The 27,000-nt window shown below is 34.1% G+C and carries 23 protein-coding genes and 1 other annotated feature; of the genes, 8 read left to right on the top strand and 15 right to left on the bottom strand.

Translation table 11 applies throughout. The features are described 5' to 3' along the window. Positions 1 to 9: 9 nt before the first annotated feature. The 6 genes from infB to NEH74_RS05160 all read right to left on the bottom strand — a co-directional run bounded on the left by infB (position 10) and on the right by NEH74_RS05160 (position 5,199). Entirely contained in the window at positions 10 to 2,103 is a 2,094-nt protein-coding gene (infB, locus tag NEH74_RS05185; RefSeq protein WP_055304995.1) for a translation initiation factor IF-2, read from the bottom strand. Between the two features lie 26 nt (positions 2,104 to 2,129). Further along, positions 2,130 to 2,432: a L7Ae/L30e/S12e/Gadd45 family ribosomal protein gene (locus NEH74_RS05180; protein ID WP_055276367.1), complete on the bottom strand. Its 303-nt coding sequence runs from the start codon at positions 2,430 to 2,432 to the stop codon at positions 2,130 to 2,132. Between the two features lie 9 nt (positions 2,433 to 2,441). After that, positions 2,442 to 2,714: an RNase P modulator RnpM gene (gene rnpM, locus NEH74_RS05175; protein ID WP_055304997.1), complete on the bottom strand. Its 273-nt coding sequence runs from the start codon at positions 2,712 to 2,714 to the stop codon at positions 2,442 to 2,444. A 28-nt stretch (positions 2,715 to 2,742) separates the two neighbouring features. After that, on the bottom strand, positions 2,743 to 3,798 hold the full coding sequence (nusA, locus tag NEH74_RS05170) for a transcription termination factor NusA (RefSeq protein WP_055241162.1): 1,056 nt from the start codon (positions 3,796 to 3,798) through the stop codon (positions 2,743 to 2,745). Between the two features lie 15 nt (positions 3,799 to 3,813). Further along, the gene (gene rimP / locus NEH74_RS05165; RefSeq protein WP_055304999.1) at positions 3,814 to 4,281 is read right to left on the bottom strand and encodes a ribosome maturation factor RimP; all 468 of its coding nucleotides are present in this window, start codon (positions 4,279 to 4,281) and stop codon (positions 3,814 to 3,816) included. A 171-nt stretch (positions 4,282 to 4,452) separates the two neighbouring features. Next, positions 4,453 to 5,199, bottom strand: a complete 747-nt coding sequence (locus NEH74_RS05160) for a TrmH family RNA methyltransferase (protein WP_055241166.1) — start codon at positions 5,197 to 5,199, stop codon at positions 4,453 to 4,455. A gap of 136 nt (positions 5,200 to 5,335) precedes the next feature. On the opposite strand from NEH74_RS05160, the gene NEH74_RS05155 reads away from it, so the two are divergent. The 5 genes from NEH74_RS05155 to NEH74_RS05135 all read left to right on the top strand — a co-directional run bounded on the left by NEH74_RS05155 (position 5,336) and on the right by NEH74_RS05135 (position 6,838). Beyond that, a complete protein-coding gene (locus NEH74_RS05155; protein WP_055241168.1) occupies positions 5,336 to 5,533 on the top strand; it encodes an alpha/beta-type small acid-soluble spore protein in 198 nt (65 codons plus the stop codon). 195 nt (positions 5,534 to 5,728) lie between these two features. Further along, on the top strand, positions 5,729 to 5,926 hold the full coding sequence (locus NEH74_RS05150; RefSeq protein ID WP_055241169.1) for an alpha/beta-type small acid-soluble spore protein: 198 nt from the start codon (positions 5,729 to 5,731) through the stop codon (positions 5,924 to 5,926). Between the two features lie 113 nt (positions 5,927 to 6,039). Next, positions 6,040 to 6,225 (top strand): alpha/beta-type small acid-soluble spore protein, encoded by a 186-nt coding sequence (locus NEH74_RS05145; RefSeq protein ID WP_055241172.1) that lies wholly within the window; start codon positions 6,040 to 6,042, stop codon positions 6,223 to 6,225. Between the two features lie 74 nt (positions 6,226 to 6,299). Continuing rightward, entirely contained in the window at positions 6,300 to 6,497 is a 198-nt protein-coding gene (locus tag NEH74_RS05140) for an alpha/beta-type small acid-soluble spore protein (protein ID WP_055241174.1), read from the top strand. A 125-nt stretch (positions 6,498 to 6,622) separates the two neighbouring features. Beyond that, positions 6,623 to 6,838 carry an alpha/beta-type small acid-soluble spore protein gene (locus NEH74_RS05135; protein ID WP_212724393.1) on the top strand — a complete coding sequence of 72 codons (216 nt, stop codon included), beginning with the start codon at positions 6,623 to 6,625 and terminating at the stop codon, positions 6,836 to 6,838. 1,438 nt (positions 6,839 to 8,276) lie between these two features. Here NEH74_RS05135 and adhE read toward each other — a convergent pair. From adhE to NEH74_RS05115, 4 genes are all read right to left on the bottom strand, one after another. After that, complete coding sequence (gene adhE, locus NEH74_RS05130; RefSeq protein WP_055305001.1) at positions 8,277 to 10,874, bottom strand: bifunctional acetaldehyde-CoA/alcohol dehydrogenase; 2,598 nt, start codon at positions 10,872 to 10,874, stop codon at positions 8,277 to 8,279. Positions 10,875 to 11,255: 381 nt separating this feature from the next. Further along, positions 11,256 to 12,485, bottom strand: coding sequence for a tRNA uracil 4-sulfurtransferase ThiI (gene thiI, locus NEH74_RS05125; RefSeq protein ID WP_055305003.1), 1,230 nt, complete (start codon positions 12,483 to 12,485; stop codon positions 11,256 to 11,258). 42 nt (positions 12,486 to 12,527) lie between these two features. Further along, a complete protein-coding gene (locus tag NEH74_RS05120) occupies positions 12,528 to 13,661 on the bottom strand; it encodes a cysteine desulfurase family protein (protein ID WP_055305005.1) in 1,134 nt (377 codons plus the stop codon). 554 nt (positions 13,662 to 14,215) lie between these two features. Beyond that, the gene (locus NEH74_RS05115; RefSeq protein ID WP_055305007.1) at positions 14,216 to 15,943 is read right to left on the bottom strand and encodes a septation ring formation regulator EzrA; all 1,728 of its coding nucleotides are present in this window, start codon (positions 15,941 to 15,943) and stop codon (positions 14,216 to 14,218) included. Between the two features lie 148 nt (positions 15,944 to 16,091). Here NEH74_RS05115 and NEH74_RS05110 point away from each other — a divergent pair, with 148 nt between their 5' ends. Both NEH74_RS05110 and rpsD read left to right on the top strand, forming a co-directional pair. Continuing rightward, positions 16,092 to 16,580 (top strand): GAF domain-containing protein, encoded by a 489-nt coding sequence (locus NEH74_RS05110; RefSeq protein WP_055241187.1) that lies wholly within the window; start codon positions 16,092 to 16,094, stop codon positions 16,578 to 16,580. A 289-nt stretch (positions 16,581 to 16,869) separates the two neighbouring features. Then, positions 16,870 to 17,469 (top strand): 30S ribosomal protein S4, encoded by a 600-nt coding sequence (gene rpsD / locus NEH74_RS05105; protein ID WP_055241189.1) that lies wholly within the window; start codon positions 16,870 to 16,872, stop codon positions 17,467 to 17,469. A gap of 262 nt (positions 17,470 to 17,731) precedes the next feature. Here the strand turns inward: rpsD and NEH74_RS05100 are convergent, their stop codons facing one another. Further along, positions 17,732 to 18,625 carry a LysR family transcriptional regulator gene (locus NEH74_RS05100; protein ID WP_055305009.1) on the bottom strand — a complete coding sequence of 298 codons (894 nt, stop codon included), beginning with the start codon at positions 18,623 to 18,625 and terminating at the stop codon, positions 17,732 to 17,734. Between the two features lie 118 nt (positions 18,626 to 18,743). Here NEH74_RS05100 and NEH74_RS05095 point away from each other — a divergent pair, with 118 nt between their 5' ends. Beyond that, on the top strand, positions 18,744 to 19,775 hold the full coding sequence (locus NEH74_RS05095; RefSeq protein ID WP_055305011.1) for a YeiH family protein: 1,032 nt from the start codon (positions 18,744 to 18,746) through the stop codon (positions 19,773 to 19,775). 121 nt (positions 19,776 to 19,896) lie between these two features. On the opposite strand, the gene tyrS is transcribed toward NEH74_RS05095, so the two are convergent. The 4 genes from tyrS to pheT all read right to left on the bottom strand — a co-directional run bounded on the left by tyrS (position 19,897) and on the right by pheT (position 26,992). After that, positions 19,897 to 21,162, bottom strand: a complete 1,266-nt coding sequence (gene tyrS, locus NEH74_RS05090) for a tyrosine--tRNA ligase (protein ID WP_055241196.1) — start codon at positions 21,160 to 21,162, stop codon at positions 19,897 to 19,899. 774 nt (positions 21,163 to 21,936) lie between these two features. After that, positions 21,937 to 22,137, bottom strand: a binding site (T-box leader). A gap of 44 nt (positions 22,138 to 22,181) precedes the next feature. Next, positions 22,182 to 23,171 (bottom strand): substrate-binding domain-containing protein, encoded by a 990-nt coding sequence (locus NEH74_RS05085; RefSeq protein WP_055241198.1) that lies wholly within the window; start codon positions 23,169 to 23,171, stop codon positions 22,182 to 22,184. A gap of 222 nt (positions 23,172 to 23,393) precedes the next feature. Next, on the bottom strand, positions 23,394 to 24,455 hold the full coding sequence (locus tag NEH74_RS05080) for a bifunctional 3-deoxy-7-phosphoheptulonate synthase/chorismate mutase (RefSeq protein WP_055305013.1): 1,062 nt from the start codon (positions 24,453 to 24,455) through the stop codon (positions 23,394 to 23,396). Between the two features lie 119 nt (positions 24,456 to 24,574). Next, a complete protein-coding gene (gene pheT / locus NEH74_RS05075) occupies positions 24,575 to 26,992 on the bottom strand; it encodes a phenylalanine--tRNA ligase subunit beta (RefSeq protein WP_055241202.1) in 2,418 nt (805 codons plus the stop codon). Between the last annotated feature and the right edge of the window lie 8 nt (positions 26,993 to 27,000).

The raw sequence follows: 27,000 nt of genomic DNA, 5'->3' as shown, positions 1-27,000 counted from the left end.
TTCCGTTTATTAAGCGCGTTTTACTTCTTCCATTACGTACGCTTCAATGATATCTCCTTCTTTGATATCGTTGTAGCGTTCGATTGTGATACCACACTCATAACCGTAGTTAACTTCTTTAACTTCGTCTTTGAATCGTTTTAATGAACCTAATTCACCTTCAAAGACGACGATTCCATCACGGATAACACGTACACTTGCATTACGTGATACAGAACCATCTGTTACATAACATCCAGCAATTGTACCAACTTTTGATACCTTGAATGTTTGACGAACTTCTAATTGTCCTGTTACTTTTTCTTCGAAGATTGGATCTAACATCCCTTTCATCGCTGCTTCGATTTCTTCAATCACTTTGTAGATGATTGAATGTAAACGAATATCTACCCCTTCGTTAGCTGCTTGCTGACGAGTCGTTGATGATGGACGTACGTTGAATCCGATGATGATTGCTCCTGAAGCTGCCGCTAATGTTACGTCAGTTTCAGTGATTGTTCCAACTGATGCACGGATAATGTTAATTTTAACACCTTCAACATCGATTTTTTGTAATGATCCACTTAAAGCTTCAACTGAACCTTGAACGTCACCTTTGATGATAACATTTAATTCTTTCATTTCTCCTTCTTGGATTTGAGAGAATAAGTCATCTAATGAAACGGCTTTACCTGGTTTATTTCCAAGTTCACGAGCATTTGCTGTACGTTGATCAGCAATTTGACGTGCTTCTTTTTCACTCGGGAATACCATGAAGCGATCTCCTGCTTGAGGAACATCATTTAATCCAGTGATTTCGATTGGTGTTGATGGTCCTGCAGCTTCAATACGTTGATTTAAATCATTAACCATTGCACGAACACGACCGTGAGTATTACCTACAACGATAGCATCTCCAATACGTAATGTTCCATTTTCAACTAATAATGTTGCAACTGGTCCACGACCTTTATCTAATTTAGCTTCAATCACTGTACCTGTTGCTAAACGTTTAGGGTTCGCTTTGTACTCGTTCATTTCAGAAACTAAATTAATCATTTCTAATAAGTCATCAATTCCTTCACCTTGTAAAGCAGATAACTTAACGTAGATTGTATCTCCACCCCAATCCTCAGGAACTAATGAGAATTCAAGTAATTCTTGCATGACGCGTTCTGGGTTAGCCGTTGGTTTATCCATTTTGTTGATAGCAACAATGATTGGAACTCCAGCAGCTTTAGCATGATCGATTGCTTCTTTTGTTTGTGGCATAACACCGTCATCTGATGCAACAACAAGAACACAGATATCTGTCACTTGTGCACCGCGAGCACGCATTGATGTAAACGCAGCATGTCCTGGTGTATCTAAGAATGTAATGACACTTCCACCGTGGTTAACTTGGTATGCACCGATATGTTGCGTGATTCCTCCCGCTTCTCCTGTTACGACACGTGAGTTACGAATTGCATCTAATAACGTTGTTTTACCATGGTCAACGTGCCCCATGATTGTAACAACTGGTGGACGTTTTTCTAAATCTTCTTCTGAATCTTCAATCACGATTTTTTCGAATTCTGTTACATCAGTGAAGATTTTATCTTTTACTTCGAATCCAGCTTCCTCAGCTAATAATTCAACTGTTTCACGATCTAATGTTTGGTTAACTGTCGCCATCATTCCAAGCATTAATAATTGCTTAACGATTTCTCCAGTTGATTTTCCAAGACGCTCAGCTAAATCCCCTACTGTTAACTCATCGCTATAGTAAACGATAGCAGCATCTTTGTCTTCTTTAACAGGAACGTTTGCAATACGATCGCTCTTATCATTTTTACTTTTCTTTTGATTTGCTTTTTTCTTTTTTGTAATTTTAGGACGTTTTACTTCAACATACTCATCATATTTGAATAAATCGTCTGTATCATTTGTAGAGTCCTTTTCATTGCTTACTTGTGACTCCATTTTAGTTTTTTCATTTTTAAAATTTTTATCTAACATCAATATAACATCGTCTCCTAACACTGACATGTGACTTTTAACTGAGAGGTTGTTGTCTGATAAAAACTGCAACACCTCTTTACTAGAAAGATTTAATTGTTTTGCATATTCATGTACTCTCATTTCGTCACCTCACTTAATGTATGCATTTACGCATTAATTTTATTTTTTAAAGCTTTTGCAAAATTAGGATCGGTAATCCCAACAACTTTTCTAAAGTCTTTACCTAATGCATGACCTAGTTCATCACTACCTGCTTTTTGTACCCATTCGACACCATAAAACTTACATTTATCAGTGACCTTTTTAAATGTATTCGCTCCTGTGTCTTCTGCTATGATAACAAAGTGTACTTTTTTACTTTGAATAGCCCCAACTACAAGTTGTTCTCCTGTAATCACAGCACCGGCGCTTAATGCTAAGCCTAAAAAATTCAACCATTGTTGATTCATCTTCATCACCTATTTCGTTTGTTTCTGTGCTAATTCAGCTAATTCTTCATAAATAGCTTCAGGAACTTCAACTTCAAGGTGACGACTTAAAATATTTTTCTTTTTAGCTAATGCAACAACTTCGGGTGTTAAGTGTAAATAGACGCCACGACCATTCTTCTTACCAGTTGTATCAACTGATACTTCACCATCAGTCCCACGAACAATTCGAATTAATTCTTTTTTAGGTTTTTGTTCACCTGTAATGACACATTTACGCATAGGGATTTTCTTTTGTTTCATACAATGACCTCCTTGCGTGATTTTTTTATTATAGTTCAATTCCTAAATTTTCAGCTTCAGATTCAGGTTTAATATCGATTTTCCATCCAGTTAATTGAGCTGCTAAACGAGCATTTTGTCCACGTTTACCAATAGCTAATGATAATTGGTTATCTGGAACTAAAACAACTGTTGCTTTTTTCGCTTCATCCACTACTACTTTTGTTACTTGCGCTGGACTTAATGCATTTGCAACTAATACTTCTGGGTCTTTAGAGAATTGAATGATATCAATTTTTTCACCGTTTAATTCATCCACGATGTTTTGTACACGTTGTCCTGATGGACCAACACATGCTCCAACTGGATCCACGTTTGGATCTTCTGAAGCCACACAAATTTTTGTACGATCTCCAGCATCACGAGCAACTGACATGATTTCAACTGTTCCATCATAAATTTCTGGTACTTCTAATTCAAATAAACGTTTAATTAAGTTTGGATCTTTACGTGAAACGTAAACAACTGGTCCTTTATTTTTAGATTCAATTTTACTAATATAAACTTTAATACGTGAATTTGGTTTGATTTCATCTGGGTTCATAATTTCGCGCATTGGTAATAATGCTTCAATTTTTCCTAAGTCAACGAAAACATGTTTACCATCATCTTTTACCACAATGCCTGTGACAATTTCTCCTTCGCGATCTTTAAATTCTTGGAATAAATTATCACGTTCTGCTTGACGAATACGTTGTTTAACAACTTGTTTCGCTGTTTGTGTTGCAATACGTCCGAAATCTTTAGGTGTTACTTCGAAGTTAATGATATCTCCTTCTTCATAATGAGGGTTGATACGCATCGCTTCAGCTAAACTAATTTGTTCTTGAGGACGCGTTACATCTTCAGTGACTGTTTTTTGTTGATATAATTTAACTGTTCCAGTATGTTCATTGATTTCAACTTTAACATTTGTTGCTTGGTTAAAGTTTTTCTTATATGCACTAATTAATGCATGTTCAAAAGCTTCAATAATAATATCTTTTGAAATACCTTTTTCTTTTTCAAGTAATTCAAGAGCAGCAAAAAACTCTTTCGTGTTCATCCTTATATATCCTCCTTAAAACTTAATCGCAAGTCGAACCTTAGATGCCATATCATAAGGGATTTCAACTGTTTTTTTGCGAGTTTTAACTAATACTTCAAGTGTCATGATATCATTTTCGAATTGTGTTAAATAACCTTCGAATTCTTTTTGATTATCAATCGCTTTGTACGTTCTTACATTAACATAAGCTCCGATAGACTGTGCCACCTCTTCTTTTGTTTTTAATGGGCGCTCAGCACCTGGTGATGAAACCTCTAACATGTATTCATCTTCGATATAATCATGCTGATCTAATTTTTCACTTAATGCTTCGGCAATTGTCGCACATTGGTCAATATCAATTCCTTCTGGTGTATCAACATACACACGTAAGAAGAAAACTTGCCCCTCTTTCACATACTCAACATCAACTAAGTCAACTTGAGCTGCCTCGCAAATCGGTTTAACTAATTCTTCTGTTTTAGCTACGATATTTGACATTAGGATTTCACCTCTTTCAAACATTTTAACCATAATACAAAAGAGTGGGAAGTCCCACTCTTACACGAAATACTATGTGAAATTATTTTAACACAATTTAATTAGCTAGTAAAGTCATTCATGAATAATTGTGTTCTTCCAGTATTTTTACCATGTGGCCCATCATCTTTATTATAGACGAAAACGGTACATTATAATACTACCCGCAATCGAAACATTTAAAGATTCAATATTTTGTGTCATTTCAATAAAAATATTTCGATTTGTTGTGGATAGTAATTCTGGATTAACTCCTTGACCTTCATTGCCTAAAATAAACGCCATTTGAGAATCCTCTTCGATTTCTCCTAACGGCTGTCCATTTTCTAAGCTTGTTCCATAAACTTTAACACCATTCGCTTGAAGCATTGGCACATATTCTTTTAATGAATGAAACTCGATTGGAATTTTAAAAATCGCACCTTGTGTTGAACGGATGACCTTTTCATTGTACACATCGACACATCCATCTCCTAAAATGACACCATCAAAACCAAACGCGACAGCACTTCTTAAAAGGGTTCCTAAATTTCCTGGATCTTGAACACGATCTAACAATAATAAACGATTGTGACGTTCAATTGTTTTTGACTTCATTTCACAGACCGCCATGATTGGTTGTGGTGTTTCAGTAGAAGCAATTTGAGTAAATAAGTTTTCTTTTAAAATATAAACCGGTTGTTTTCCATTAAAAGCCGGATTTAAATGAACCGTTGATCCTTCTTTAACTAAAATTTCTTTAACAACATTTGAATTCATTGCTTCTAATACTAAGTGTTCACCTTCAACAATGAACTCATTTGATTGATATCGGTATTTTTTTTGTTTTAACTTCATCCATTTTTTAACTTTAGGATTACTACTTGATTCAATTAACATGTCATCACCTATAAATTATTTTAGAATTCTTCTTTACTATACACTATTTTGTTTTCTGTCACCTCATATTTTTAAATTTTTTTGTGTATTATTTTGTCGAATGCGGGCAAATTATGATTGTCAGGAGGTGACAAATATGGCCAGTCGTAATAAATTAGTTGTTCCTGGTGCTCAAAATGCTATCGACCAAATGAAAGCTGAGATCGCTCATGAATTTGGCGTAACTCTTGGCCCAGATACATCAGCTCGTCAAAATGGTTCTGTTGGTGGTGAAATCACTAAACGTTTAGTGAAACAAGCTCAACAACAATTAGGTTCTCAAAACCAACAATAATATAAGAAGAAACAATTTTTAAGAGGCAATCAGATGGTTGCCTCTTTCTATATCTCCCCTTAAGAGACTGATTAGTATTCTAGCTTTTTGCACTACTCTTCATTAATTAAATCGAAAATAAATTTCAAAAAAATCATTTTTTGTGTATTATTTTGTCGAATATGTGCAAATTATGATTGTCAGGAGGTGACAATCATGGCAAATCAATCAGGTCGTAATAAATTAGTTGTTCCTGGTGCCGAAAATGCAATCAATCAAATGAAAGCTGAGATTGCTAATGAGTTCGGTGTTCATCTTGGTCCTGATGCGACAGCGCGCCAAAATGGTTCTGTTGGTGGCGAAATTACTAAACGTTTAGTCGCTATGGCCCAACAACAATTAGGTTCAAAATAAGAAACTAAGTCACGACTTCTGATGAAGTAATAAACTTAGCTTCGACTTGTAAGAAAAGTTTCTTATGTTGAGGTCAAACAAATAAACTCAACATAAGATCAGGAGGTCACATCATGGCAACACGAAATAAATTAATTGTGCCAGGTGCTCAAGAAGCAGTTGATCAATTAAAAATGGAAATTGCAAATGAACTTGGTGTTAACTTCGGTCGTAAAGCAACTGCTGAAGAAAACGGGGCTGTAGGTGGCGAAATTACTAGACGACTTATTGCCCAAGCTAAACAAAGCTTAATAAAATAGTTCCAACTCTAATCTGTACAGTGTTTAAAAATTACATTCTACCTTAATGGTACCAATGTCAGGAGGTTATTAATATGTCAAGACGTAATAAATTAGTTGTTCCTGGTGCTCAAAATGCAATTGATCAAATGAAATATGAGATTGCTCGAGAATTTGGTGTAAATTTAGGCCCTGATACATCTTCACGCCAAAACGGTTCTGTTGGTGGCGAAATCACTAAACGTCTCGTTGCAATGGCTCAACAACAATTAGGTGGAACATCTCAAAAATAACTAAAGAATTTTAAGTTATAGATAAAACGTATCCATTAGAGTGTCTTTGGTTAATTTTACCATCTATTTTTAAGAATGATTTTGTTCATTAGGGACACTCTAATGATTGTTAGGAGGTGAACAAAATGGCTAACAACTCAAATAACTCAAACAGTAACAAACTTCTTGTTCCTGGAGCACAAAATGCTATTGATCAAATGAAATATGAGATCGCTAGTGAACAAGGCGTTCAATTAGGTGCAGATGCAACTGCTCGTCAAAATGGTTCTGTTGGTGGTGAAATCACTAAACGTTTAGTGAAACAAGCTCAACAACAATTAGGTTCTCAAAACCAACAATAACAATTGGGTTTTAGCATCATGTACAAACCTGTAACACAATTGTTTTAAATAAACATGAATGTAAGGGAATGCCATGAATACTAATCCGCCAACTATACGGAGTTCACGTTAAATTCTAATGAAACGTGAGGGATCAATGATGGAAGCTAATCCACCAAAGCGTATTTAACATAACGTATTACTGTGAATTAATTGCACCAAACGCTTTAAATTTTATTTGAAACGTGAGGGATTGACAATGGAAACTAATCCACCAAAGCATTTATTTTCGGTCTCAGATTCACTTTCTAATTCTAGAACATTAAAAATGTGAGGGATTAATCATGAAAGCTAATCCACCCAAAAATAAATCAGATAGTCACAATCAATTACAAAAGATACGTGAGGGATAAATATGAGATCCAATCCGCCAACTATGAGTTAATCACACTTAAATATCATCAATGTTATGGTAAATGAGGTGTTTCCATTGGAGTGATTTAAGTTTTAAATCCTACTAATTCTATTAACCATTTGTTAATAAATGAGGTGTTTCCGTTGGAGCGATTTAAGTTTTAAATCCTACTGATTCTATTAACTATTTGTTAATAAATGAGGTTTTCCGTTGGAGCGATTTAAGTTTTAAATCCTACTGATTCTATTAACTATTTGTTAATAAATGAGGTGTTTCCGTTGGAGCGATTTAAGTTTTAAATCCTACTGATTCTATTAACTATTTGTTAATAAATGAGGTGTTTCCATTGAAGCAGATAGACTCATAGTAAATAAAGTAGCACTTCGGTGCTACTTTTTTATATTCTTAGAATATAGTATTTACCTTAACTATTCTATAAGTCCAGATAAGTTTTTCCAATTGTAAAAAACTTTTACCCCCCCTAGCAGTTGAGGATTAGATTGTCTTCGACAATCTGTCAGGTGTGCCCTGGACTATAGTTTACCTTACACGGCATGACTATCACACATTTAGGTTAATATACTAAATGTAGAAAACCTTTCTGTTTCTATTTAGAAAAGTTGTCGTAATAGTTAACTTTTTTATATTCATTCATTTTAATTCAATTCATATTTTTTGTATAAACTATCGATTACTTGTTATAAGGTATCTCTTTCAAATATATACTGTAGTATCCCTGTATTTTAAATAGAATAAAGCGATGTGAGTTTTTATTCTATTTAAAATTCATAAATCATTAATACTAATCACATCAAAGTTAAAATCTTAAAACTTCATGAACACAGGCTAGCTATCTAGCAATAAGACTGCTTCTTCTATCATTAAAACTATTTTTATGCCATGATTTGATTAACCCCCTTTCAATGATGAATGCAGTAATCCTATCTTATCTTAAAATAGTAAAAAGCACCCTGTCAAAAAGGACAGAGTGCTTTGGTCACTGTTTGGAGTTTTAAATTAGTGTATGCGTAGATTGGTGATTAATTATTTTGTTTCGCCGTAGAATGCATTTAAGTATAATTGTTTGATATCTTCAATTAATGGGTAACGTGGGTTAGCAGGCGTACATTGATCATCGAATGCTTCAACTGCTAATTCATCTACTGCTGCTAAGAAGTCAGCTTCTGATACACCACATTCTGAAATACTCATCGGAATATTGATTTCACGTTTTAATTCATCAATTTTATTTAATAACGCTTGAACCTTTTCTTCATTCGTACGTCCTGTTAATCCTACATACTCTGCAGCTTTAGCATAACGTTCGATTGCTTGAGGAGTTTCATATTGAGGGAATGTTCCTTGTTTGAATGGTGCATCTGTTGCATTATATTTGATAACTTCATTAATTAATAATGCATTTGCAATACCATGAGGAATATGGAATTTAGCCCCTAATTTATGAGCCATTGAGTGGCATAATCCAAGCATTGCATTAGAGAAGGCCATCCCTGCCATACATGAAGCGTTAGCCATTTTTTCTTTAGCTACTTTTGCTTCTGCTCCACCATGATAAGATTCTGGTAAGTAATCAAAGACTAATTTAGCTGATTCTAATGATAATGGAATTGTATATTCTGTTGCTACTGTTGCTACTAATGATTCTAAAGCATGAGTTAATACATCGATACCTGAAGCAGCACATAATCCTTTTGGCATGGATAACATTAAGACTGGGTCAACAATTGCCATTGTTGGAGTTAATTCGTAGTCAGCTAATGGATATTTAATTCCTGTTTCATCATCTGTGATTACAGCGAAAGGAGTGACTTCTGAACCTGTACCAGCTGAAGTTGCAATACATACTAAGCTAGCTTTTTTACCCATTTGAGGGAAGCGATAGATACGTTTACGAACGTCCATGAAACGCATTGCTAGGTCTTGGAAGTTAGTTTCAGGGTGTTCATATAATACCCACATAATTTTTGCTGCATCCATAGCAGATCCTCCACCTAAGGCGATGATGACATCTGGTTTGAAGTTGGCCATTGCTTCAGCACCTTTTTTAGCATCTGATAGTAATGGATCTGGATGAACATCTGTGAACATTGTATATTGAATTCCGTAACGATCTAACTCATCCGTGACTTGTTTTGTATATCCTAAATCAAATAACACTTTATCTGTTACAATAAATGCACGTTTTTTACCATCGAAGTTTAAGTCTTCTAATGCAACTGGTAAGCATCCAAATTTATAATAAACTTTTGATGGAACTTTAAACCAAAGCATATTCTCTCTCCTTTTAGCAACCGTTTTAATATTAATTAAATGTTTTGGTCCTACATTTTCTGATACTGAGTTATTCCCCCAAGAACCACAACCTAAAGTTAATGATGGCGCTAAAGCAAAGTTAAAGATATCTCCAATTCCTCCATGTGCTGTTGGTTGATTAATTAAGAATGTTGTTGTACGCATACGAGATGCCATCGCTTGAATATCAGCTTCAGCACGTAACTCATCTGCATAAATAGCTGAAGTATGCCCTAGACCACTATGGTTAACTAATGTTTCAGCCATATCCACTGCTTCCGCATGATTAGATGATTTGTACATTGCTAAGACAACTGATAATTTTTCATGAGCGAATGGTTCCTCTAATGAAGTATCAGTCACTTCACCAACTAAAACTTTTGTATCCTTAGGAACTTCAAATCCTGCTAATTCAGCAATTTTCCATGCTGGTTGTCCAACAATTTTAGCATTTAATGCGCCATTGACAATGATTGTCTTACGAACAGCCTCTAATTGCTCTGGATTTAATAATAAAGCTCCACGCTTTGTAAGTTCAGTCTTAACTGCATCATAGATTGACTCATCAACAATGATTGACTGTTCTGATGCACAGATGACACCGTAGTCAAATGTTTTTGATAATAATAATGAGTTAACAGCCATTGGGATGTTACATGTTTTATGGAAAATAACTGGTGTATTACCTGCCCCTACTCCAATTGCTGGTGTTCCTGAAGAGTATGCTGCTTTAACCATTCCTGGTCCACCCGTTGCTAAGATTAAATCGACTTCACACATAACTGTATTTGTTAATTCAATACTTGGTGCATCGATCCATGCAATTAATCCTTTTGGAGCTCCTGCTGCTTCAATTGTTTCACGAATCACTTGGGCTGTATAGTTTGTACAATTTTTAGCACGTGGATGGGCTGAAATAACAATTGCATTACGAGTTTTAATTGCCATTAAACATTTAAAACATGCTGTAGATGTTGGATTTGTTGTTGGAATTACTGCTCCGATTACCCCTACTGGCTCAGCAACTTTTTGAATTCCGAACGATAAATCTTCAGATAAAACCCCACATGTTTTTTCATTACGATATTTATTATAGATATATTCTGAAGCGTAATGATTTTTAATAACTTTATCTTCAACTAATCCCATTCCCGTTTCTTCTACTGCCATTTGTGCTAACGGAATACGTAAATTATTAATTGCCATTGCCGCTTTGTAGAATAATTCATCAACTTGTTCTTGTGTAAATGTGGCAAACTCACGTTGAGCTGCGCGCATTGTTTCAAGAGTTGACATTAACTCCTCAACATTTGTAATTTTATTTGTCATTCCGACTCCTCCTCAATATTGTGAATTCATTCACTTACTTACAACGCTATTATATTACATTGTGAATTATTTGTCTAATGAAAACGGATTGAAAACGTTTATAATTTCACAAATAGTAAATTTTATGATAGAAAGCGTTTTTCACTTATATATTTTACCTTATTTAACTATAAATGTAAAAATATAGATTTTTATTTCTTTCTACATTCGCACCCAAGAAAGATTATAGTTCGACAAAAAATAACTTTAACAGTACAAATTAATCGTTTTATCATTAATATTTTTTTCTAATTGAGGTATATTTTTTTGATTCATAAAATGAACTTAAATACAAAAAAAGCTGGAAGAATATTACTTCTTTCAGCTTTTTATTTATATCAATTAGAATAAATCATTTAATGGACAAGCAGTATTATCTTCTAACTCAATGATTTCACCCGCACGAACTGTAATGATTTCTGTATTATCAATACATTTTTGTACTAATGATTCAAAATCAAAGTTTTGTTCAAATTCAATACATTTTTCAAGCGATGGATTAGTCGCTGGGTGCTCTGGAACAAAGACCGTACAGCAATCTTCATATGGACGAATTGAAATATCATATGTATCGATTTGTTTCGCAATTTCAATAATTTCATTTTTATCAAGTGTAGCAACTGGACGAATAATTGGCATATTCGTTACAGCATTAATTGCATACATACTTGCTAATGTTTGAGAAGCAACTTGCCCTAAACTTTCACCATTTGCTAAAACTAAAATCTCACGTTTTTTAGCAATTCCTTCAGCGATACGATACATCATACGACGCATAACTGTCATTGTATAGCTGCTAGGAATATTCTCATAAATGGCTGTTTGTAATTCCGTGAATGGAACTACATGAACATCAATTGAGTCTACCGGTGCATAATGAGCATTTTTCTCCATTAAGTCTAACACTTTTTGTTTTGAACGAACTGATGTATATGGTGGTGATGCAAAGTGAATCGCTTCAATCTCAACTCCACGTTTTTGCATTAGGTATCCAGCAACTGGACTATCAATTCCACCTGAAATCATTAATAAACCTTTTCCACTAATTCCAACTGGGAACCCACCAAGACCTTTAATGTGATCGGCCATAATGAATGTTCCTTCGCGACGAACTTCAACAAACACCGTCATATCCGGATTATGAACATCCACGCTTAAGTGATCCGTATTAATTAATAAATGTGCCCCTACTCCACGTGAAATTTCACCTGATTGCATTGGGAATTGTTTATCTGAACGTTTTGTTTCTACTTTAAATGTAGTTGGAACTTTTGGTTGTTCATTAATAATCTCTAAAGCTAATGCTTTAATTGCATCAATTTCATTTTCACAACGAGCAGCTAAACTATAAGATTGTAATCCGAAAACTTTATCTAGCTGCTCTGTTACTAATTCTGGCGCTGTCCCATTTAAAATGATATAGAAACGGTCACGTGTCACTTCATATTTTAACTGATCAAGCCCACGTAACTTGCGGCGAATAATTTTGTGTAATGCATTTTTAAAATACTTACGATTTTTTCCTTTAATCGATAATTCACCATAACGGACTAAAATACGGTCATAAATCATTTCATCATTTCCTTCCTCGATAACCTGCTGCGATTTGTAGTACTAGTGTTTTAGTTGTGCCACAACGATTTTTAAAGCTTTAATTAGTCGATCTACTTCCTCCATTGTCGATAGATTAGAGAAACTAACACGTATACTCTCTTGTGCAACCTCATCACTAATCCCTAATGCTAATAAGATACGTGAAGCAGTCGCTGATTTAGATGAGCACGCTGATTTTGCTGAGATATAAACATCATATTCCTCAAGCGCATGAACTAACGTTTCACCTTTAATCGGAGCGGCAGCAAAATTGATGATATAAGGCGTTTGATGTTCGTGATTACTATTTACCACTACACCATCAATTTTTCTTAATTCGTTCATTGTATGATCGAATAATTGTTTAACATGTTGGTAGTTTGTTTGCAGTGGCTCTATTGCTAAGCGTAAAGCCTTAGCAAGCGCAACTGCACCCGCTACGTTAATTGTTCCTGAACGAAGGCCATACATTTGATGTCCCCCTGTAATTTCAGGTGTTAAACTTAAATATTGATTCACGATTAGTGCTCCACTTCCTTTTAATCCATGGAATTTATGAGCAGATAATGATAATAAATCAATATTCATTTTATCAATATCAACAGGAATTTTACCCACGCTTTGAACGGCATCAACATGGAATTTTACCTTTGGATATTTTTTTAATAATTGACCAATTTCATAGATTGGAAATACCATTCCCATTTCATTGTTCACATGCATGCATGAAATTAAAATTGTATCTTCACAAATGGCTTCTTGAATTTGCTTTACAATATCAGCATTGCTACCTTTGACGTCAATATATGTAACACGGAACCCTTCCGCTTCTAGTTCCTCAATTGTTTCATGAACTGAGGCATGCTCAACAGGGGTTGTAATAATGTGACGTCCACGATTTTTGTAAGCATGACACAACCCACGAATAGCCAAGTTATTACTCTCAGTTGCTCCTGATGTAAAAATAACTTTGTGTTGTTTCGCATTTAATAGGGATAAGACTTGCTTTTCTGACTGAATTAGTAATTGTTCAGCACGAGCACCAAATGCATGTAACGAACTTGGATTACCCCAAAAATTTTCATTAACTTTCACGAAAGCATTTAAAACTTCTGGATCAACAGGAGTCGTCGCACTATTGTCTAAATAAATCATTTTGATTCTCCTTCCGACATAAACATCTCAGACCCATTTTAAACTTTTAACTCTTACGAACTCTGCTCAGATAAGAGGCAGACGAATTCATTGAATATGAAACTTGTTACTTTATCGTTTCGACATTATATCACATTAAAGCTATAATCTCAAATTGCAACTATTTTCTGAGTTTATGACGTAGAAAATGGTCGTTCTATGATTTGCTTACACTATAAAGTATGAACTTCATCATCAATTTGCTAGAAAAAATTCACTTTTAATAGCAAATCATCTAGATGTCCTTATTATTATATTATGCATTTATTCTTATTTCACTTCATTTATCTGCATCATAGAACTTTTTTTGGCTCTATTCTAGATAAGTGTTGATAATTAACAACATTGATTTCATCATATTTAATTGTATCTATTATCAATGAGTTAGGCGAAGCAATCATGATTTTTATTAAATATCAACATTCTTTTAGAACGCAGCTTTATTTTTTTGCATTTGTTTACTCAAAATAAAAACTGTCTATAACTCACGACGTCCTTATAGACAGTTTCCTTTATTATAATAGATAGCAATCTAATTGTTGCTTAAATTGATCATAAGTTAAATCAAAACGTGAACCTTCAATCTCTTTTAATAATTCACGCATCTTTTCGATCACCGTTTCATAATTTCCTTGACGGAATTGATCCTCAGCAATCGTTAAATCCACGACATACATTCCTTCTCGTCCAATATAACGATGACCATATACCATTAAACGTTCGGCTAATTTAGATTGTTGAACCTCAATCTCCACTCGATTAGATAATTCTTGAATCGACTCTTGTGCTAGAGCAAGCTGTTTATCAATCTCTGCAATATTAATAGGTAATCGCCCAATCGTTTCAAATAATAATTGAATAGCGAAGTTTGCACGTTTAATCATCTCTTCAGTTTCCTCATTCTTAACTGGGAAGTTAACTTGATGATACATTCCTTTAAGATGATTGAATGTTTTCAATAAATGAAGTGCACGCTGGCGACATTCTTTTTCTCCAGCATATAAGCTTTCAATTTCACCATCAAACACAGCTAATTGTTCTTTAATCTCATCTAATTGTTGGTTCAGCGATGATAACTCACGTAGTAACACAGAATTTGCACTTTGATGTTCATCGACTTTTCCGACTAAATAGACTAATTCATTACTTACAATTTGAATTTCATTTAATAAAAAGGCGAAATGACTCTCCTCTTCCTCAGGCATACGATAATTTCCTTTAATATTTTCATAACGCTCTTGAAGTTGCTCGCTATGCTCTTGTAGCTCTTGCATAAGCGATTTCGTTTTAATAACTGTCTCTTTTAACACCTCTTGAAGTTCATATTCTTTCTTCATGAATTCAATCATTTGTTTAGCATTATCATGAATCTCAACAAGCATTCCTTCAATCTTGACAAAATCAAAACGTTTGATCCAATTTGGAATCTCATCTAATTGCTCATGATACACTGCAATCGTTTCTTCAATTTGAAGATGCTTTAAATAGACACCTGATTTCATAATAGATTCATAGCTCTTTAAAACTTCACGTAATAAAGGCTTGATTTCTTGTGTAATTGTATCTTTATACATTGGAGTGCGTTCAAACATATGAACAATAATTTCAATATGTGACTTAATCAGTTCAATCGTTTCATCAGCTAAATCGTAATTACATTCTTCCATACACTCATTAAATTTTAAGAAAAAGACTTCAACATCTTTAAATAAGGTCTTCATCTCTTCTTTAAACTCAATATAGTTCTCTTCTTCTTTTTCATAACGACGTTTTAATTGTTCAAACGTTTCTTTTAATCCAATGACATTTGAACGACTACGTTCTTCTGATTTCTTTAACGACTTAATTTCTTCAATTAATTGTTCAACTTCTTCTTTTAACAACTCAAGTGTTTGTTTTAATTCTACTAAATGCTCATCGGCTTCAACGAAACTTTTATTGGCAACAAGCTCTTCCGTATAAATAATTTGCTCCGTGACGGTAATAAAGTCGGATTCTAATTTTCCCCAACGTCGTTCCCATTGTTGAACTAACTTAACAATACGCTCACTCTTTTTTGTGCTACGTAGCTTGGCTAATTCAAACGGGACCGTCTGATTAGAAATCTCATGTTTTAAATAATCAAGTTCATCAATTTTAGCATAGTATTGTTTCTTTTTTGATACGATAATAACTGAGTAAATTAATACGATTGCTAAGACGACGATCATCACTATTAAAATTAGTAATTTAAAATCTGTCATAGTATCCTCCCATCACGCTTTCTTAAACTGTTTACTGTCTTTTAATGATATCATAATTTGATAAAAAATCCTATTGTTTCTATGTTTTTCTATTTATTTTTGCTATAATGTGTGCAAACTATTTTATATCATACCAAGGGGGGAGAAAATGTTTCATCCAACTGCTTATCAAGGAACATTAGAAGAAAACTATGAAACAGTATTATTACAATTAAAAGGATTGACTTATGAAGAATCCGATTTGATTGCAAATTTATCTAATGCATCAGCTTTATTAAATCAATTTTTAGAGGACATTAACTGGGTTGGATTTTACTTAAACAAAGGCGAAGAGCTTGTACTTGGACCATTTCAAGGATTACCTGCTTGCATCCGTATTCCATTTCATAAAGGAGTTTGTGGTTATGCAGCTACAACAAAGCAAACAGTTGTCGTTAAAAATGTTCATGAATTTCCTGGACATATTGCCTGTGATGGTGCAACCAACTCTGAAATTGTAGTTCCTATTTTAAAAGATGATGAACTAATTGGAGTATTAGATATCGATAGTCCTCGCTTAAATCGATTTAATGAAATCGATCAAAAATATTTAGAACAATTTGTGCAAATCATTGTGGAAACTATTCCTACTAACTAAATTTAAGCTTAATTATTGGAAAATGTTTAGAACTCGGATTTTTTGTTGACAATAAAGTAGAATATTGATATTATACTTGAGTGCGTATATTAAAGGCAGCTTTTTATCTGACTGTAACGTATAGATTAAACCTCAATATCGCTTAAAGGTATTGATGGCATATCGTATAACCTTTTGGCTGCAAAGGCGAGGATATGAGATTTTAATCTATCCTATAGTATTTGATAAATTTTCTCCTTTTTTGGTATGCAAAATCAAAATTTCTGACAAATTAAAAGGAGGTCATAGCATGGCTCGTTATACTGGACCAAGCTGGAAAATTTCTCGTCGTTTAGGATACTCTATCTTAGAAAACGGAAAAGAATTACAAAAACGCCCTTATGCACCTGGGCAACACGGACAAGCTCGTAAAAAAATCTCTGAATACGGATTACAATTACAAGAGAAACAAAAATTACGTCATGCATACGGAATGACTGAGCGTCAATTCCGTCGTACATACGATCGTGCTGGTAAATTACAAGGTAAACATGGTGAGAACTTCTTATACTTATTAGAATCTCGTCTTGATAACTTAGTATACCGTTTAGGATTAGCTAACACTCGTCGTCAAGCTCGTCAGTTAGTTAACCACGGTCACATCTTAGTAGATGGACAACGCGTTGATATCCCATCTTACTCAGTAAAACCAGGACAAACTATCAGCGTTCGTGAAAAATCAGCTAACTTAGCTATCATCAAAGCTGCTTTAGAAGGAACTGTACACCGTCCAGACTTCGTATCATTCGACGAAGCTACAATGACAGGAACATTCGTACGTTTACCAGAACGTTCTGAAGTATTCGCTGATATCCACGAAAACTTAATCGTAGAGTTCTACAGCCGTTAATCTTTAATGGCACTAAAAAGACTTCGGATTTTCCGAAGTCTTTTTTTGTTCTTCCAAATCCCTCTTTCACCTCACATCATCATCTCCTATTTTTAGTCATAACTAATATTACTTAAACTTTTAGCTACTTCAATTATTATAATAAATTATAAATTCAGTTTTCTCATCTATTAAATTAGCATCAATTAATAAGGACAACTTCAGCATTGTCCTTTTTTTAGTCTTTATCATTATTAACAATTTCTTAAAATACAGCACCGTTTTAAGATCTCATTGTCTCATCTAATTCATTTAATAAACTAATCATACACTGTACTCGTTTACTTAAAACGACGCCCTCTTTAGTCACATAGTAAAATAAACGCGATAATGTATAAGCCTCTTCTTCTAAATAACTAATTCCTTTAAAACCTTGATGTTTCATTAAGGTAGAAGCAAAAGTCATTCCGTGTTGGTGTCTTAGTGTTTCTTTAATTAAATAATTGCTTCCAAGTATCACTTTATGTTTGGGTATAATCCTTAAGTTCTCTAAGAAGAAATCAGTCATTGCTCGTGTTCCAGAGCCATCCTCTCGAACAAACCATGCTTGCGAAGAAAAGAACGTGTGATACTGTGCTGGTGACTTAGGTAATGTTAATTTATCACTATAAGCAATCTGCAAGGTATCACAATAAAACGGCTGACGATTAAGAGTTAAAGGGACTTCATCATCCTCAATTAATCCAATTTCTAACTCAAGTTGATTGATCTTCTCCATTATCGTATGACTATTTTCAATAATAACCTCAAACATTAAGTTCGGATATAACTTGGATAATTGTAGTAAGATTTTGGGTAATAAATACTCTCCTATTGTTAAACTAGCTCCAATTTTCAATGTTCCTTGAACTTCTGTTTTTTGACTCTTGATCTCGTTCATCATTTCCTCATATTGATGCACAATCTTTTTAGCACGCTTATAAAGTAATTCTCCATCTGGTGTTAATAAAAAATTCTTTTGTTTATTTGAACGCAAAATTAATATGGTATCTAATTGTTTTTCAAGGCCAGAAATGTGCATACTAACTGCAGGCTGTGACAAATTCAATTTCTGAGCAGCTTTCGTAAAATTTTGTTCATCTACAACTTGAATAAATGACTTTAACTCATCTATCATTAGAAACACCTCTACTATAATTTTATCTGATTATAACCATTATAATAATTAATTTTAATTATATTAAAAACTATTATATACTTATAGCGTAGATTTTAAGAGAAGGAGTATTGAACCAATGAAAACTCAAGACTTTATCCAACAAAAACTTACAAATTTTAAAGATATCTTCCCAGGTCTTATCGTTTGTATTCTCATCGGCTTAGTAGCTAAATATCTTGGAACATTAGTTCCAACACTCGGAGGAGCAACTATTGCTATTTTACTTGGGTTATTATTAGGAAATACTGTTTTAACACATAAAAAACTTCATAAAGGCATACGTTTTTCAGAATCAAATTTATTATCTTACTCAATTGTTCTACTTGGTGGAACCTTAAGCTATACAGTCATTTTAGAGTTAGGGGTTTCTGGTGTTAGCTTTATCATTTTACAAATGGCATTAACGATTGCATTTTGTTTATTTGTCGGTAAGCAGCTTGGATTTTCAGAAAATTTCCGCTTATTAATGGCCTCAGGAAACGCTGTATGTGGTTCTTCAGCTATCGGTGCAACAGCTCCAGTCATCAAAGCAAATGATGTGGAGAAATCAATTACAATTACCTTAGTTAACTTAACAGGTACCATCTTAATGATGATTTTGCCATTCTTCACAAATCTACTATATGAAAATGAAACGATGTTATCATCCGCTTTAATCGGTGGAACATTACAATCAGTAGGACAAGTCGTCGGAAGTGCCTCAATGGTTAACCATGATGTCTTAAAGTACGCAACGATTTTTAAAATTGTTCGAATTATTTTCCTAGTATTCGTTATTTTAGGGTTCGCTAAACTAAAAAAAGATGAAGAAAATCATGACGCCGAGTTACATCATAAAAAACCAAATGCTAAAATAAAAATCCCTTGGTATGTTAAAGGATTCTTCTTAATGTGCTTCCTATTCAGTATTGGATTTATTAGCGAAAATATATCTCTTGGCTTTAAACAAATCAGTAACTACCTCGAAATCTTCGCTTTAGCTGGAATTGGAATGAGCGTTAAATTTAAAGATTTAATGAAAGCTGGGTTAAAGAGTGGTGTTTACTGTTTAGCCATCGGGATTGCTCAAATCATCTTCGCTGTCATTTTAATTAGAATTTTACTATAATAAAAAGACGCTCTGACGTCTTTTTTAACTCCTTACTATAGATGGTATTTAAAGCAATGCAAATAAAACATATATTTTTAAATGCTAAAAAAGGAAGGTCTTGAACCTTCCTTTTACTTTATTAAACGTGTTTGATTAAGAAATATTTTTTCTTACCACGACGGATAACAGTGAATTTACCACCGATTGCATTTTCTTTTGAAACTGTAAATTCTAAATCGTTCACTTTTTCTCCGTTGATCGAGATTGAGTTATTATTGATGAACTCACGTGATTCACGTTTTGAGCTAGCTGCTTTCGTAAATACAAGTGCATCCACTAAGTTAAGATTTTCAGCTAATTCAACTGATGGTACATCTTTGAATCCAACCTCAATTTCTTCAGCTGTTAACTCAGATAAGTTTCCACTGAATAATGCTTGAGTGATTTTTAACGCTTGCTCGTATGCCTCTTGACCATGCACGATTGTTACGACTTCTTTCGCTAATGTTTTTTGTGCTAAACGCTCATGTGGTGCAGCCTTGAAAGCTTCCTCGATTGTAGCAATTTCTTCTTGTGATAAGAATGTGAAGTATTTTAAGAACTTAATAACATCTTCATCTGCTGTATTAATTAAGAATTGGTACATTTCGTAAGGTGTCGTTTTATTGCGATCTAACCATACTGCTCCACCTGCAGTTTTACCAAATTTTGTTCCATCTGCTTTTGTTACTAATGGCATTGTTAATCCAACAGCTTTTGCTTCATGCCCCATTGTTTTACGAATTAACTCTAATCCTGATGTAATGTTACCCCATTGATCTGATCCACCAATTTGTAACACACAGTTTTTCGTTTCAAATAAATGTTTGAAGTCCATTCCTTGTAGGATAGTATAAGAGAATTCAGTAAATGTCATCCCATGCTCTAAACGAGAGCATACTGTATCTTTCGCTAAGATATAGTTAATGTTGAAAAACTTACCGAAATCGCGTAAGAATTCAATCATGCTTAAGTTTGAAGTCCAATCATAGTTATTAACTAACTCAGCAGCATTTGGTTGATCTCCAAATTCCATGAATTGTGATAACTGGCGCTTAATACTTTCAGACCATTTGATCACTGTCTCATGACTATTTTCTTGACGCTCAGCTGAACGACCTGTTGGGTCACCGATTAATCCTGTTGCTCCACCTACTAATGGTAATGGTTTATGACCAGCCATTTGGAATCGTTTTAACGTTAAAATTGGTAATAAAGAACCAATATGTAAACTATCTGCTGTTGGATCAAATCCACAGTATAATGTAATTTTACCTTCTTCCATTAACGCATCTAACGCTTCTAAATCCGTGCAGTCATTAATTAATCCACGCCACTCTAATTCTTTTAAGAATTCGTTTTTCATTATTTTCACCTCATTTAATCTTTTGTAGGATAATTTTATTATCCTCTATCGTTTTAATTCAAAACCAAATTTACCTTATCAAATGAGTTGATTAATCAAAAGTTATACAAGTTGAATTAATAACCCTCCGTTAGTTCAGACTATCTTTCTCTTTAATAAATGAGCAAAACTATGATCTATATATAAACAGATAAGTATTCTACATCTTGAGTAGCAAATAAAAAATACTGATATGTTTTATCTATCAAGGCAGCCTATAGTCCAGTTAAAAATTTTCTCTGAAGAAAATTTATCTGGACTTATATAGATAAGATTTTCTAAACAAACATCCTTCTAATACAAGCCTTTTCCTTTAGTAAAGCTCGACTCTGTCTTGCCTATAAATTATGAATAACACTATCCATCAAAGGAAGATAGATTAACTAATTTACTAAAGCTAGAAATGGAACTAACAACCCTTCATGAGAATATCTAAACTACGTTACATATTCTAGCCTTCAGGATAAGTTTACGCTAAAGTAAACCTTCTTCTAATTCAACTTTTTTCTCGAAGTAGGGCTCGACTCTGCCTCGCTTATAGACTATGGATAACACTGTCCATCAAGGGAAGATAGATTAAATAATCTACTAAAGCTAGAAATGGAACTAACAACCCTTCATGAGAATATCTAAACTACGTTAGATATTCTAGCGTTCAGGATAAGTTTACGCTAAAGTAATCCAAGATTACTAGCGCAACTAAAAAACCCTTCATTCTATCTAAAAAAGATAAAATGAAGGGACGAAAGTTCGCGGTACCACCCAACTTGTTAAATCTATGATTCAACCACTCGATTTGATAACGGTAAAGACCGGTTCATATGAACATGCTCCAAGAGTGTAATTCGTGATTATTACTGCCTTAGTTCTCACCTACCACTAAGTCTCTGTGACTGCTCTTAATAATCACTACTAAATTCTTATCATTGCACTAGTATTAATGCTTGGATTATAACAAATTGTGTATGTTTATGTCAACCTTATTTTGTTGTACTACGCCAAACAAATGAGTGAGGTAACGTGATTTGAGTTTCAGTTACTTCCTCTTCTTTCATTAATTTCGTTAATAAACGCATCGCAACAGCACCAATATCGTACGTTGGAATGTTGATTGTACTTAATTGTGGACGTGACATAATCGCATATTTTGTATTTTGGAATCCGATGATTTCTAAATCATTTGGAACACTAATTCCATGCTCAATCGCTGCATTCATGAACATGACAGCCACTGAATCACGTACAGCTAATGCTGCATCAGGAGCCGCATTATTAGCGAAGAATTCTTTAAATGCTTCTAATGAGTTTTCAAATTTATTATATAGTCCTAAAATGCGTGGTTCTAACCCTGCTTCTGCTAATGCACGACGATATCCTTGTTCTTTTAACTCGTTCATTGCATAATATGAGCTTGATGTAATAAAGGCGATATCTTTATTTCCATTTTCAATTAATTTTTTAGTAGCTTCATAAGCGGCTAATTCGTAATCAATTAAAACGGCTGGTAAACGTCCATCTAAATCTTTAACTGATAATAAAACTGTTGGCACGGTATCGTTCGCTAAGCGCTCGATTTCATCGTCACTCAGTTTATCTGCCATCATTAAAACACCATCGACTTGAGAAGCAATCATGTTTTGCCATACATTTGTAGCAATATCATTTTCATTATGTGTCACGTTTAAGAAGACTGAGTAACGGTATTTATCAGCGATATCTGCTACTCCATCGATCATTTCTGATACAGAAGCACGTGAGCATGTTGGAACAATTAATCCAACGTTTGTTGAACGACGACTTGCTAAACCACGAGCAATCGCATTTGGACGATATCCTAATTCATTAATTGCAGCTAAAACACGCTCACGAGTTTTCGGCTTTACCTTTTCTGGATTATTTAAAACGCGTGACACTGTCGCTAATGAAACATCAGCAACACGTGCTACATCATAAATTGTTACTTTAGACATAACATCAACTCCTAATACATTGAAATTTTCCTGTACCTATCTATCATTCTAACCTACAAAGTACGACTTTGTAAGCACTAACATCATCATAATCTTCGATACTACATTCATTTTATCGAAAAAGATTTGATTAATCAACAATTTAATGAAAATTTTCATTTTAAAATCGCTTGCTTTTTTTTATGATTATTTTTATTATAGTCAGGAAAACTTTAACTTATTCTAGCTTAATAAATTTTTGAAAAAAACATCAAATTCTTCCAGGCTCATTTGTTGATTCGCATCTGATAATGCCACAGTCGGATTTGGATGAACTTCAGCCATAATTCCATCTGCGCCAACAGCTAAAGCGGCTTTTGCAATTGGAAGTAAGATGTCTTTACGTCCCGTTGAGTGAGTAATGTCAACAAAAACTGGTAAATGCGTCTCACGTTTTAAAATTGGGACCGCTGAAATATCAAGTGTATTACGCGTTGCTTTTTCATATGTACGAATTCCACGTTCACATAACATAACATTTGGATTTCCATGCATCGTAATATATTCAGCAGCATTTACAAATTCTTCAATCGTTGCACTTAATCCACGTTTTAATAAAACAGGTTTATTAATATGTCCAACTGCTTTTAATAATGAAAAGTTTTGCATATTACGAGCACCAATTTGCACAACATCTAAATAAGGTAAAGCTGCTTCTAAATCACTTGCATCCATGATTTCACTGATCACGCGTAAATCATATTTTTTCGCCACCTCAGACATGATTTTTAAGCCTTCAATTCCAAGACCTTGGAAGTCATAAGGAGATGTTCGCGGCTTAAATGCGCCTCCTCGAATATATTTTAAACCTTTGGCAGCTAGATTAGCTGCGACACGTTCCATTTGCTCTTGTGATTCAACACTGCATGGTCCAAAAACAAAGGTTGCTTCTCCTTCCCCAATAGAATCTCCATTAACTTCGATAACTGTATCTTCAGATTTATTTTTACGCGATACTAATAATCCTTTTTTATGGCTCTTTTCTTCTTGTAATTTCACACTTACTTTGAAAATTTCTTTAAAAATGTGGACCATCATTTCATCACTCATAGGTCCTTGATTTTTTTCTTTTAATTGTTCAATGATTTGTTGTTCACGAATGGGATCATATTTTTTTAATCCCTGTTTATCTTTTTCACGACCCACTGCTTCTACTAATTCTGTACGTTCATTTAATAATTGTAAAAGTTGTAAATTAATCTCATCAATTCGATTTCTTAACTGATTTAAATTTTCATTTTTCATTTGATCACCTCATGCTATAGTCTATTTCTATTATAGCTAATAATTGATTCTTTTAAAGTTAGTTTCATTATTGAGCGGCAAAAAAGGGAACAAGATAAAAACTTGCTCCCCTTTTCTCACTATCCACGTAAAACAGCGTCATGCTCTTTAGTTAAAGCATTTAATACTTTTTGGTGTGTTGGTTGTAAATCTTCATCTGTTAATGTTTTTTCACGATCTAAATAGTAAAGTGAAATTGCCACTGATTTTTTACCTTCTTCAACACCTTTACCTTCGTAAATATCAAAGACTTCAACCGTTTGTAATAATTTATTAGCTGCTTTTTTGATGGTTTGAACTAAGTCATCTGCTAATACTTCACGATCAACGACTAACGCAATATCACGTGTCATACCCGGATGTTTAGGTACCATTGCATAAGCAGGTTTTGAAGTTTCTAATCCGAATAACACATCTAATGATAATTCAAATACATATGTTTCATGTAAGTCTAATTCACGTTGTAATTCAGGATGAACTTGTCCAACTACCCCTACTAAGATATCATTTACATAAACCATAGCCGTACGTCCTGGATGGAACTCTTTATATTCATCAGCTACGACTGGACGATAAGTGACATTTAAGTGACCCATTTCAGTTAAGACTGCATCAACATAACCTTTCGCCACATAGAAGTCTACTTTTTCAACTTTTGCTTGCCATTTATTTGTAATGATTTGTCCTGTCACAGCCCCTGAAATTTTCGTTTCTTCTGTATATTCTCCATTAGCTTGACCGTAAACTTTTCCAATTTCATAAATAGCTACCGTATCCATTGTACGTGCATTATTATAACGCACTACTTCTAATAATTGAGGAATGGTTGATTGACGTAAGTGTGAGCGATCTTCACTCATCGGCATCGCTAATTTAACTAATTCTTTCTTGTTAGCTGGGATCGATAAGAATTGCTCTGCTTTTTCAGCACTTGTTAATGAATAAGTAATGACTTGTGTTAATCCGCAAGCCATTAATGTTTGGTGTGCTTTATTGCGCATTAATTGGATTGGTTTATATCCACCTTTAATATCTGTTGAAGGTAACGTTGTTGGAATATTATCGTACCCATAAATACGTCCCGCTTCTTCAATTAAATCCTCAACAATTGTAATATCTAATCGACGAGATGGAACGTGTACCGTAAATACATCACCATTTAAATCATAAGTAAAGTTTAATCGTGTCCAAACATTTGCTACCTCTTCATTGCTCATGTTTGTTCCGAGTACTGAGTTGATTTTAGCTGCTGTAATTTCAATACTTACTGGTTCAACTGTTAACTCATCATGAGCAACGATTCCAGCACATACTTGCCCATTAGCTAACTCAGCTAATAACTGTGCTGCACGGTTAATTGCTAACTCTGTACGTTTTGCATCAATTCCTTTTTCAAAACGAGCTGATGATTCAGAACGTAATCCTAAACGAGTTGATGTTTTACGAACTGATAAACGATCGAATAATGCTGATTCTAATAACACGTTTGTTGTATTATCTGTAACCTCAGTCGCTGCTCCTCCCATCACACCAGCAATGGCAATTGGTGTTTGACCATCCGTAATGATAATATCTCCTTCTGCTAATTCACGATCTTGCCCATCCAATGTTTTCATTGTTTCACCAGCAATGGCTTCACGAACAACAATTTCTTTAGAAGCGATTGTATCGTAATCAAAAGCATGTAATGGTTGTCCCATCTCTAACATGACATAGTTCGTGATGTCAACTACGTTATTTTTCGGGCGCATTCCAGCTGCGATTAAACGAGCTTGTAACCATTGTGGAGATTCTTTGATTTCAACGTTTTTCACAACGCGTGATAAGTACATTGGTGCTTTCTCAGTTTTTGAGCTAACTTTGATTAAGTCTTTAGCAGCTTCTGCTACTTCTTCCACTGTTACTTCATCAAATTTAACGTCACGTGATAAAATAGCAGCTACTTCGTAAGCAACGCCATACATTGATAAACAATCCATACGGTTTGGCGTTAATCCAAGCTCAATCACTGTATCATGGAATTTTAAATATTCTAATGCGTCCATTCCAACTGGAGCATCATCTGCACAAATGAAGATTCCATCTGCATAAGCTTGAGGAACTAACTTTTGCTCAATCCCTAACTCTTTTAATGAACAACACATTCCGTTAGATTCTTCACCGCGTAGTTTTGATTTTTTAATTTTAAAGTTTCCTGGTAAAACAGCTCCTGGTTTAGCCACGATGATTTTTTGTCCAGCCGCTACGTTTTTCGCACCACATACGATTTGAACAACACCGTCTTCTCCACCAACATTTACTTGACATACTGATAATTTATCCGCATTTGGATGTTGTACACGTTCTTCAACATAACCAATTACAACATTCGTTGCATCTGCTAATACATTAACCGATTCTACTTCAATCCCTGTTCTTGTAATTTTTTCTGCTAAATCTTTTGGATCAATATCGCTTAAATCAATATATTGACTTAACCAATTCACTGAAACTAACATCTATATGG

The sequence above is a fragment of the Turicibacter sp. GALT-G1 genome (assembly GCF_025594995.1).
GTDB lineage: Bacteria > Bacillota_I > Bacilli_A > MOL361 > Turicibacteraceae > Turicibacter > Turicibacter bilis.
The sequence above is the reverse complement of the archived record's forward strand: the minus strand, read 5'-3'. Positions and strand labels throughout refer to the sequence as shown.

Coding starts and splice junctions, on each gene's coding strand:
- infB (WP_055304995.1), bottom strand. CDS start 2,103: ATGAGAGTACATGAATATGCAAAACAATTAAATCTTTCTAGTAAAGAG.
- NEH74_RS05180 (WP_055276367.1), bottom strand. CDS start 2,432: ATGAATCAACAATGGTTGAATTTTTTAGGCTTAGCATTAAGCGCCGGT.
- rnpM (WP_055304997.1), bottom strand. CDS start 2,714: ATGAAACAAAAGAAAATCCCTATGCGTAAATGTGTCATTACAGGTGAA.
- nusA (WP_055241162.1), bottom strand. CDS start 3,798: ATGAACACGAAAGAGTTTTTTGCTGCTCTTGAATTACTTGAAAAAGAA.
- rimP (WP_055304999.1), bottom strand. CDS start 4,281: ATGTCAAATATCGTAGCTAAAACAGAAGAATTAGTTAAACCGATTTGC.
- NEH74_RS05160 (WP_055241166.1), bottom strand. CDS start 5,199: ATGTTAATTGAATCAAGTAGTAATCCTAAAGTTAAAAAATGGATGAAG.
- NEH74_RS05155 (WP_055241168.1), top strand. CDS start 5,336: ATGGCCAGTCGTAATAAATTAGTTGTTCCTGGTGCTCAAAATGCTATC.
- NEH74_RS05150 (WP_055241169.1), top strand. CDS start 5,729: ATGGCAAATCAATCAGGTCGTAATAAATTAGTTGTTCCTGGTGCCGAA.
- NEH74_RS05145 (WP_055241172.1), top strand. CDS start 6,040: ATGGCAACACGAAATAAATTAATTGTGCCAGGTGCTCAAGAAGCAGTT.
- NEH74_RS05140 (WP_055241174.1), top strand. CDS start 6,300: ATGTCAAGACGTAATAAATTAGTTGTTCCTGGTGCTCAAAATGCAATT.
- NEH74_RS05135 (WP_212724393.1), top strand. CDS start 6,623: ATGGCTAACAACTCAAATAACTCAAACAGTAACAAACTTCTTGTTCCT.
- adhE (WP_055305001.1), bottom strand. CDS start 10,874: ATGACAAATAAAATTACAAATGTTGAGGAGTTAATGTCAACTCTTGAA.
- thiI (WP_055305003.1), bottom strand. CDS start 12,485: ATGATTTATGACCGTATTTTAGTCCGTTATGGTGAATTATCGATTAAA.
- NEH74_RS05120 (WP_055305005.1), bottom strand. CDS start 13,661: ATGATTTATTTAGACAATAGTGCGACGACTCCTGTTGATCCAGAAGTT.
- NEH74_RS05115 (WP_055305007.1), bottom strand. CDS start 15,943: ATGACAGATTTTAAATTACTAATTTTAATAGTGATGATCGTCGTCTTA.
- NEH74_RS05110 (WP_055241187.1), top strand. CDS start 16,092: ATGTTTCATCCAACTGCTTATCAAGGAACATTAGAAGAAAACTATGAA.
- rpsD (WP_055241189.1), top strand. CDS start 16,870: ATGGCTCGTTATACTGGACCAAGCTGGAAAATTTCTCGTCGTTTAGGA.
- NEH74_RS05100 (WP_055305009.1), bottom strand. CDS start 18,625: ATGATAGATGAGTTAAAGTCATTTATTCAAGTTGTAGATGAACAAAAT.
- NEH74_RS05095 (WP_055305011.1), top strand. CDS start 18,744: ATGAAAACTCAAGACTTTATCCAACAAAAACTTACAAATTTTAAAGAT.
- tyrS (WP_055241196.1), bottom strand. CDS start 21,162: ATGAAAAACGAATTCTTAAAAGAATTAGAGTGGCGTGGATTAATTAAT.
- NEH74_RS05085 (WP_055241198.1), bottom strand. CDS start 23,171: ATGTCTAAAGTAACAATTTATGATGTAGCACGTGTTGCTGATGTTTCA.
- NEH74_RS05080 (WP_055305013.1), bottom strand. CDS start 24,455: ATGAAAAATGAAAATTTAAATCAGTTAAGAAATCGAATTGATGAGATT.
- pheT (WP_055241202.1), bottom strand. CDS start 26,992: ATGTTAGTTTCAGTGAATTGGTTAAGTCAATATATTGATTTAAGCGAT.